At 28.4% G+C, this 6693-nt stretch carries 9 protein-coding genes; all 9 read left to right on the forward strand.

Annotated features, from left to right (window positions below; translation table 11 throughout):
* Nucleotides 1–245: 245 nt before the first annotated feature.
* The gene (spoVT, locus tag I4V51_RS20145) at nt 246–794 is read left to right on the forward strand and encodes a stage V sporulation protein T (RefSeq protein ID WP_195990230.1); all 549 of its coding nucleotides are present in this window, start codon (nt 246–248) and stop codon (nt 792–794) included.
* Nucleotides 795–909: 115 nt separating this feature from the next.
* Nucleotides 910–2439 carry a polysaccharide biosynthesis protein gene (locus I4V51_RS20150; protein WP_195990231.1) on the forward strand — a complete coding sequence of 510 codons (1530 nt, stop codon included), beginning with the start codon at nt 910–912 and terminating at the stop codon, nt 2437–2439.
* Nucleotides 2440–2456: 17 nt separating this feature from the next.
* A complete protein-coding gene (gene mazG, locus I4V51_RS20155) occupies nt 2457–3905 on the forward strand; it encodes a nucleoside triphosphate pyrophosphohydrolase (RefSeq protein WP_195990232.1) in 1449 nt (482 codons plus the stop codon).
* A gap of 255 nt (nt 3906–4160) precedes the next feature.
* On the forward strand, nt 4161–4436 hold the full coding sequence (locus I4V51_RS20160; RefSeq protein WP_133014601.1) for an HU family DNA-binding protein: 276 nt from the start codon (nt 4161–4163) through the stop codon (nt 4434–4436).
* Between the two features lie 75 nt (nt 4437–4511).
* The gene (locus tag I4V51_RS20165) at nt 4512–4772 is read left to right on the forward strand and encodes an RNA-binding S4 domain-containing protein (protein WP_195990233.1); all 261 of its coding nucleotides are present in this window, start codon (nt 4512–4514) and stop codon (nt 4770–4772) included.
* 52 nt (nt 4773–4824) lie between these two features.
* Complete coding sequence (gene yabP / locus I4V51_RS20170) at nt 4825–5118, forward strand: sporulation protein YabP (protein ID WP_195990234.1); 294 nt, start codon at nt 4825–4827, stop codon at nt 5116–5118.
* A gap of 9 nt (nt 5119–5127) precedes the next feature.
* Nucleotides 5128–5520, forward strand: a complete 393-nt coding sequence (gene yabQ / locus I4V51_RS20175) for a spore cortex biosynthesis protein YabQ (protein ID WP_195990235.1) — start codon at nt 5128–5130, stop codon at nt 5518–5520.
* Between the two features lie 81 nt (nt 5521–5601).
* Nucleotides 5602–5883 carry a septum formation initiator family protein gene (locus I4V51_RS20180; RefSeq protein ID WP_195990236.1) on the forward strand — a complete coding sequence of 94 codons (282 nt, stop codon included), beginning with the start codon at nt 5602–5604 and terminating at the stop codon, nt 5881–5883.
* Nucleotides 5884–5969: 86 nt separating this feature from the next.
* A complete protein-coding gene (locus I4V51_RS20185) occupies nt 5970–6371 on the forward strand; it encodes a S1 domain-containing RNA-binding protein (RefSeq protein ID WP_195990237.1) in 402 nt (133 codons plus the stop codon).
* Nucleotides 6372–6693 lie beyond the last annotated feature (322 nt).

A 6693-nucleotide genomic window follows, 5' to 3' on the forward strand; every position in this document is an offset into this window, starting at 1 on the left:
GACGTGCGAGTAGCACGGCCAGTAACAGAGCCTTATAGGCGTAGAGCAAACCACCCGTTTTACGGGTGGTCCTGATTTTATTTAAATTTCTAAATTTTCTTTGATTTATTGCCATAGACTTCAAAGAATTCCTCAATAAATAGTAAAGGATAAATATTGGGCATATGTGTATAAAATTTCTAATAGTTCAAATAATAATACTGCAGTTAATTATATAAACTTAATTAAGGAGGTAGCTCATAATAATGAAAGCAACAGGAATAGTTAGACGTATTGATGATTTAGGAAGAGTAGTTATACCAAAAGAAATAAGAAGAACTTTAAGAATTAGAGAAGGAGATCCATTAGAAATATTTACAGATAGAGAAGGTGGAGTAATATTAAAGAAATATTCACCTATCGGAGAATTAACAGATTTTTCTAAGGAATATGCTGAAAGTTTACAACAATCAATTGGACATATTGTTCTAATTGCTGATAAAGATGCTTTTATATCTGTAAGTGGAGCAACAAAAAAAGATTATTTCGAAAGAAAAATAAGTTCTGAACTAGAGGCTATTATGGATGGAAGGAAATCCTCTATAATAATAGAAGAAAGTAAAACAATACCTCTACATAATGATGAGGACCAAGGTGAATATACAAGCCAAGTAATTGCACCTATAATTACTGAAGGCGATGCTATTGGAGCAGTACTTATAGTTTCAAAGGATTCAGGAGAAAAATTTGGTGATTTACAATTAAAATTAGCAGAAACTGCAGCAGCTTTCTTAGGAAAGCAAATGGAACAATAAATAATTAAATACATATTACAATATTTGTTAAATAAATGAAGAATATATGTAATAATACCTCTAAGCTTTAAATAAAAATTAGTAGTAGTCAGTAATTTGAGTTTGGAGGTATTTTATGAAAAAGCAATCTCTCATAAAAGGAAGCTTAGTATTAGGGTTGGCAGGTATGGTGGCAAAGGTTCTAGGATTTTTCTTTAGGTGGCCATTAATAATGCTAATAGGTGATGAAGGAATAGGATATTATCAGTTGTCTTATCCCTTATATATGTTTTTCGTAGCTATGGCAAGTGGTGTACCAGTTGCAGTTTCGAAAATGATTTCAGAAAAAAATGCAGTTGGAGATATAGAAGGAAGCTACGAAGTTGTTAAAGAATCATCGTATTTAATGATGACTTTAGGAATTGGAACTTCCATTATATTATTTCTTTTTGCAAAGCCTATAATTAACTTTTTAAAGTGGGACATGAAATCCTATTATGCTTTGATAGGTATATCTTTTGCACCCATGATGGTTTCGTTTGTAAGTATATTTAGAGGATTTTTTCAAGGGCTACAAAACATGACTCCATCAGGAACATCACAAATATTAGAGCAGATAGGTAGGGTAATAATAGGAGTTGGACTAGCTTATATACTTTTACCTAAGGGAATTGAGTACTCTGCTGGTGGAGCTGCGTTTGGAGCTGCGGGTGGAGCTATGATAGCATGTTTATATTTATGGTTTAAATATTTACATGTAAGAAGAGAAATGGGAATTAAAAAAGTAAAGACAAACACAGAAGTATTAAATCAAATATTGAAAATAGCAATTCCTATTTCGTTAGGCGCTACAGTTGGAAGTATAATGAATTTAATAGACTCAATTTTAGTTCCACAAAAATTAATAGAATCAGGTGTTGTTAATGCCACAGCATTATATGGACAACTTACTGGTAAAGCTGCCGTATTAGTAAATATACCATTAACATTATCTATGGCAATATGCACATCGTTAATTCCAATAATTTCAGAGCATTATATATTAAACAGAAAAGAAGAAATGCAAAGTAAAATAAATATAGCAATGAAGTTATCAGCTGTAATAGCATTGCCATGTACTTTAGGAATGTTCTGTTTAGCTGGACCAATAATGAAATTGGTATTTTTTGATAAGTATGAGGGGATAGAAATATTCAGATATCTTTCGATATCTATTCCATTTATAATAGTAACGCAAACAACTACATCTATACTACAAGCAACTAATCACTATATAAGACCAGTCATTAATTTGGTAATAGGATGTATTGTAAAAGTTGTTTTAACAGCTACGTTAGTTCCTATACCAAGCATAAATGTTTTTGGAGCTGTAATAGCAAGTGTTGCTGCTTATGTTGTAGTTACTATATTAAATCTTATAGCACTTAAAACTAAAACTAAGTGTAGAGTAAGTGTATATGACTCTTTTATAAAGCCAGGTTATGCTTCGGTTGCGATGATTACTGTAGTTTTATTTAGTTATAATTTTGTTATGGAAAGAGTAGATAGTAATAGTATTTCTTGCTTATTATCAATATTTATGGGTATTATTATATATATGATAGCTATTTTAATCTTTAAAGTATTTGAAGTTGATGAAATAAAGAATAGATTAGCAAGAAAATGATATAAGGAGAGTACTATATGATAAAAATAGTTGGATTAGGACCAGGTTCACCAGATGCACTAACTATAGGAGCTGTTGAAGCATTACAAGAAAGTGAAAATTTGTATTTTAGAACAGAAAAGCATCCTACAGTTGATTATTTAAAGAATAGATTAACATCTTTTAAAACTTGTGATAACTATTATGAAGAAGGAAGCAGTTTTGATGAGGTATACTCTAACATTGCTCAAAATATGATTGAGGAGTATAAGATAACTGGAGAGTTAGTTTATGCAGTTCCTGGTCATCCATTAGTTGCAGAAAGATCAGTTTTAAATTTAATTAATTTATGTAATGAAAATAATATTGAATATAAGATATTACCAGCAGTTAGCTTTGTTGATGCTATGATGGATAGACTACAAATAGATCCAATAGAAGGATTAAAGATAATAGATGCATTTGATATTAAGAATCAAATTTTAGATAAAAGAATTGGAACTATAATAACACAAGTTTATAACCAATTAATAGCATCAGAAGTTAAATTAGAATTATTAGAATATTATAATGATGATACTGAAATTTATTATGTTAGAGCTGCAGGAATAGAAGGAGAAGAATCTATAAGGAAGATTCCAGTATATGAACTAGATATGCAAGAAGATATAGATTATTTAACTTCTGTATACATTCCTAAAGATGTAAATAATAAAAAAGATTTCTATGATTTAATTAACACAATAGAAGTTTTAAGAAGTGAAGAGGGATGTGCATGGGATAGAGAACAAACTCATGAAAGTATAAAAAATTCACTTTTAGAAGAGGCTTATGAGGTTATTGAAGCTATAGAAGATGATAACATAGATGGATTAATTGAAGAGTTAGGAGATGTTTTATTACAAGTTGTATTCCATTCAGTTATAGGAAAAGAAGATGGATACTTTAATATATCAGATGTAATAGAAGCAATAACATCTAAGATGATTTATAGACATCCACATGTTTTTGATAACAAAACATCTAAAAGCTCTAATGAAGTACTAGAAAATTGGGATGAACTTAAAAAGAAAGAGAAAAGTTATGAAACTCTTACTGAAGAAATAAATGGAATAGCAAAAACATTACCAGCAATGATAAAAGCACATAAGGTACAAAAGAAAGTTGCTAAAGTAGGGTTTGACTTTGAAAGCGTAGATGAGGCAGTTAAAAAGATTGAAGAAGAAATAAATGAAGTATTAGATGTATATAAAACCAATAATAGGGAAAAAATAATAAATGAAGTTGGAGATTTATTATTTGCCTGTGTAAATGTATCTAGATTACTAAATATAGATGAAGAAGAAGCATTAAATAAATCTACTAAAAAGTTTATAAAAAGATTTAGCTTTATTGAAGATAATGTATTGAAACAAGGAAGAAATTTAAAGAGTGTTACATTAGATGAGATGAATAATCTTTGGGAAGATTCTAAGAAGTACGATTAATAAAGAAAAAAGTGAATTTTCTGAATGAATAGAAGGATTTTTAGAATTTATGCAGAATAATTTTAAAGAGAATAATAAATTAATGACTATACTACAAGAAAAAGTTGTAATAAATATATTTTTATAGAAAAATACCCATATTACTATAGACTACTTAATAAAGTGGATATATAATAAGGTAATGTAGTTATAGTACATAAGTAGAAATAGTTAACTACAATATTTTTAACTGTTTATTTAAGGAGGATGTAAATCGTGAATAAAGCAGAATTAATTACTAGCATGGCTGAAAAAAGCCAATTAACAAAGAAAGATGCAGAAGCAGCTTTAAAAGCATTTATTGATTCAGTTCAAGAAGCTTTAGAAAATGGAGAAAAAGTTCAATTAGTTGGATTTGGTACTTTTGAAACTAGAGAAAGAGCAGCTAGAGAAGGAAGAAACCCAAGAACTAAAGAAACTATAAACATTCCAGCTTCAACTGTTCCAGTATTCAAAGCAGGAAAAGAGTTCAAAGAAAGAGTTAATAAGTAATTATAAATGTAAGCCCGAGTTATCTCGGGTTTTTTAATATAAAAAAATAAGTTTTATTATGAAGGAGAAAAATAAATGAGATTAGATAAATATTTAAAAGTTTCAAGAATAATAAAAAGAAGAACAGTTGCAAAAGAGGCTTGTGAGGGAGGAAGAGTTGCTATTAATGATAAGGTAGCTAAACCATCTACTGATGTTAAAGAAGGAGATATAATTGAAATAACATTTGCAAATAGAAAATTAAAGGCAAAAATTGTAAATATAGCAGAGCATGTAAGAAAAGAAAATGCTAAAGAAATGTATGAAATATTAGAAGGTGTAGAAGACCAAGAATAATTTTTAAAGATACTTCATATATTTAATCAAGAAATGTATGGAGGAATAGATAATGGAGAAAAAAATAGATAATAAAATTGAGGATAATAAAGGTAATATTATACTAGAAAATAGAAAGAAGATGACTTTAACAGGTGTAGAAGAAGTTATTAGTTTTGATGATGAAAAAATATTACTTAATACTAAACTAGGAGCACTAACAATAAAGGGTTTAAATCTAAAAATGAATAAATTAGATGTGCAAAATGGTGATGTAATGATAAATGGAGAAATATATTATATTGTTTATAGCGGTAAAGAAATAAAAAAAGAAAAGGAAAGCATATTAGGAAGGCTTTTCAAATAGGAGGTTATTATGCCATTAGATACAAATGTACAATTTAGCATTATATTATATGCATTATTGGCAGGTATATTAACCGGCTTAATGTTTGATTTATATAGAATAATTAGAGGTAGTAAAGTTCCAAGAGCCGTAATAGCAATAGAAGACACATTGTTTTGGATATTAGCTGCTATGGTTATTTTTGCATTTCTCCTTTATACAAATTTTGCATTTTTAGGGCCATATGTTTATATATTTATGTTGATATCTTTAGCATTATATATGAAGTTTATAAGTAATAAATGTATAAAATTTGAATTATATATAGTTAATGCCATTGGTAAAGTGTTTAGAATTATTTTCAAAAATATATCATATCCATTTAAAATTATATTTCATAATATTACTGGAAAAAATAATTAGTATAAAAATATCTTGAATTAAATATGTAGAGTGTTTACAATATATTTATAGAATGATATAAAAGAAGGGTATTATATATTTATGAAAAAAAACATAAACCTTAAGGGAATTATTGTTGTTTTAATTATAGGAGTTTTTAGTATATGCTTGTTAAAGCAATTAACTGTACTAAGAAGGATAAAGAACGATATTGCTATTCAAACTCAAGAATTACAAGAGTTAAAGGAAAAAAATATTAAGTTGCAAGCGGAACTAGATAGAGCACAGAGTAATAATGAATATTTAGAAAAGTTAGCAAGAGAGAGATTAGGGCTAATAAAGGATGGCGAGCAACAAGTTATTCCAGATGATAGTTCAGAATAGTATTGGTTTAAGTTTAAATTTCTATTAATGTGGTTATTATTAATAATAACATAGATTATTTAATTTTAAGGAGGATTCTTTGTAAAATGACCTTAATGGCAGGAAACATATTAGAGGGTACAGTGGTAAATATTACGAACTTCGGAGCTTTCGTAGAAATAGAAGGTAAGACAGGATTAGTTCATATTTCAGAAGTTGCAGATTCTTTTGTAAAAGATATAAGACAGCATCTTAATGAACAAGATAAGGTTAAGGTAAAAGTTATATCAATAGATGATAATGGTAAGATTAGCTTATCTATTAAGCAAGCTAATGTTAAGAAAAAGTCAGTTAAACCAGCTGAAATTGAATGGACAGCTGAAAAGAAAAAAGCAGCTCCAGCAAATTTTGAGGATATAATGTCTAGATTCTTAAAGGATAGTGAAGAAAGACAACAAGACTTCAAAAAACATCAAGAATTTAAAGCAAGATCCAAAAAAAGTTTTTAGATTTGAGACATAATATAGTTTTATATATAAGAGAGAGATGATATGTTTTTATTATCATTCTCTTTTTTTATGGCCCTTTTTTATGTTTTGATTACAAAATTAAAAAAGGACAGGCTATAGAGATGGCTATTTTACTAGCTTTAGTAGGGAACATAAAAAAATATAAAAAAAAGATAAAAAAATGTTGACAGTATTATGTTCATCATATATAATTAATTTTGTCGTCAGGTGACGGCAACAAATGAATACGCTGAAGTGGCGGAACAGGCAGACGCACAGGACTTAAAATCCTGCGGTAGCGATACCGTACCGGTTCGATTCC

Origin of the sequence: Clostridium sp. D53t1_180928_C8 (assembly GCF_015667795.1) — a bacterium.
Taxonomy (GTDB): Bacteria; Bacillota; Clostridia; order Clostridiales; family Clostridiaceae; genus Clostridium.

Excerpts from the sequence above, each read along its gene's own strand:
- yabP (WP_195990234.1), top strand. The coding sequence starts at position 4,825 with ATGGAGAAAAAAATAGATAATAAAATTGAGGATAATAAAGGTAATATT.
- I4V51_RS20180 (WP_195990236.1), top strand. The coding sequence starts at position 5,602 with ATGAAAAAAAACATAAACCTTAAGGGAATTATTGTTGTTTTAATTATA.
- mazG (WP_195990232.1), top strand. The coding sequence starts at position 2,457 with ATGATAAAAATAGTTGGATTAGGACCAGGTTCACCAGATGCACTAACT.
- I4V51_RS20185 (WP_195990237.1), top strand. The coding sequence starts at position 5,970 with ATGACCTTAATGGCAGGAAACATATTAGAGGGTACAGTGGTAAATATT.
- I4V51_RS20150 (WP_195990231.1), top strand. The coding sequence starts at position 910 with ATGAAAAAGCAATCTCTCATAAAAGGAAGCTTAGTATTAGGGTTGGCA.
- yabQ (WP_195990235.1), top strand. The coding sequence starts at position 5,128 with ATGCCATTAGATACAAATGTACAATTTAGCATTATATTATATGCATTA.
- I4V51_RS20165 (WP_195990233.1), top strand. The coding sequence starts at position 4,512 with ATGAGATTAGATAAATATTTAAAAGTTTCAAGAATAATAAAAAGAAGA.
- spoVT (WP_195990230.1), top strand. The coding sequence starts at position 246 with ATGAAAGCAACAGGAATAGTTAGACGTATTGATGATTTAGGAAGAGTA.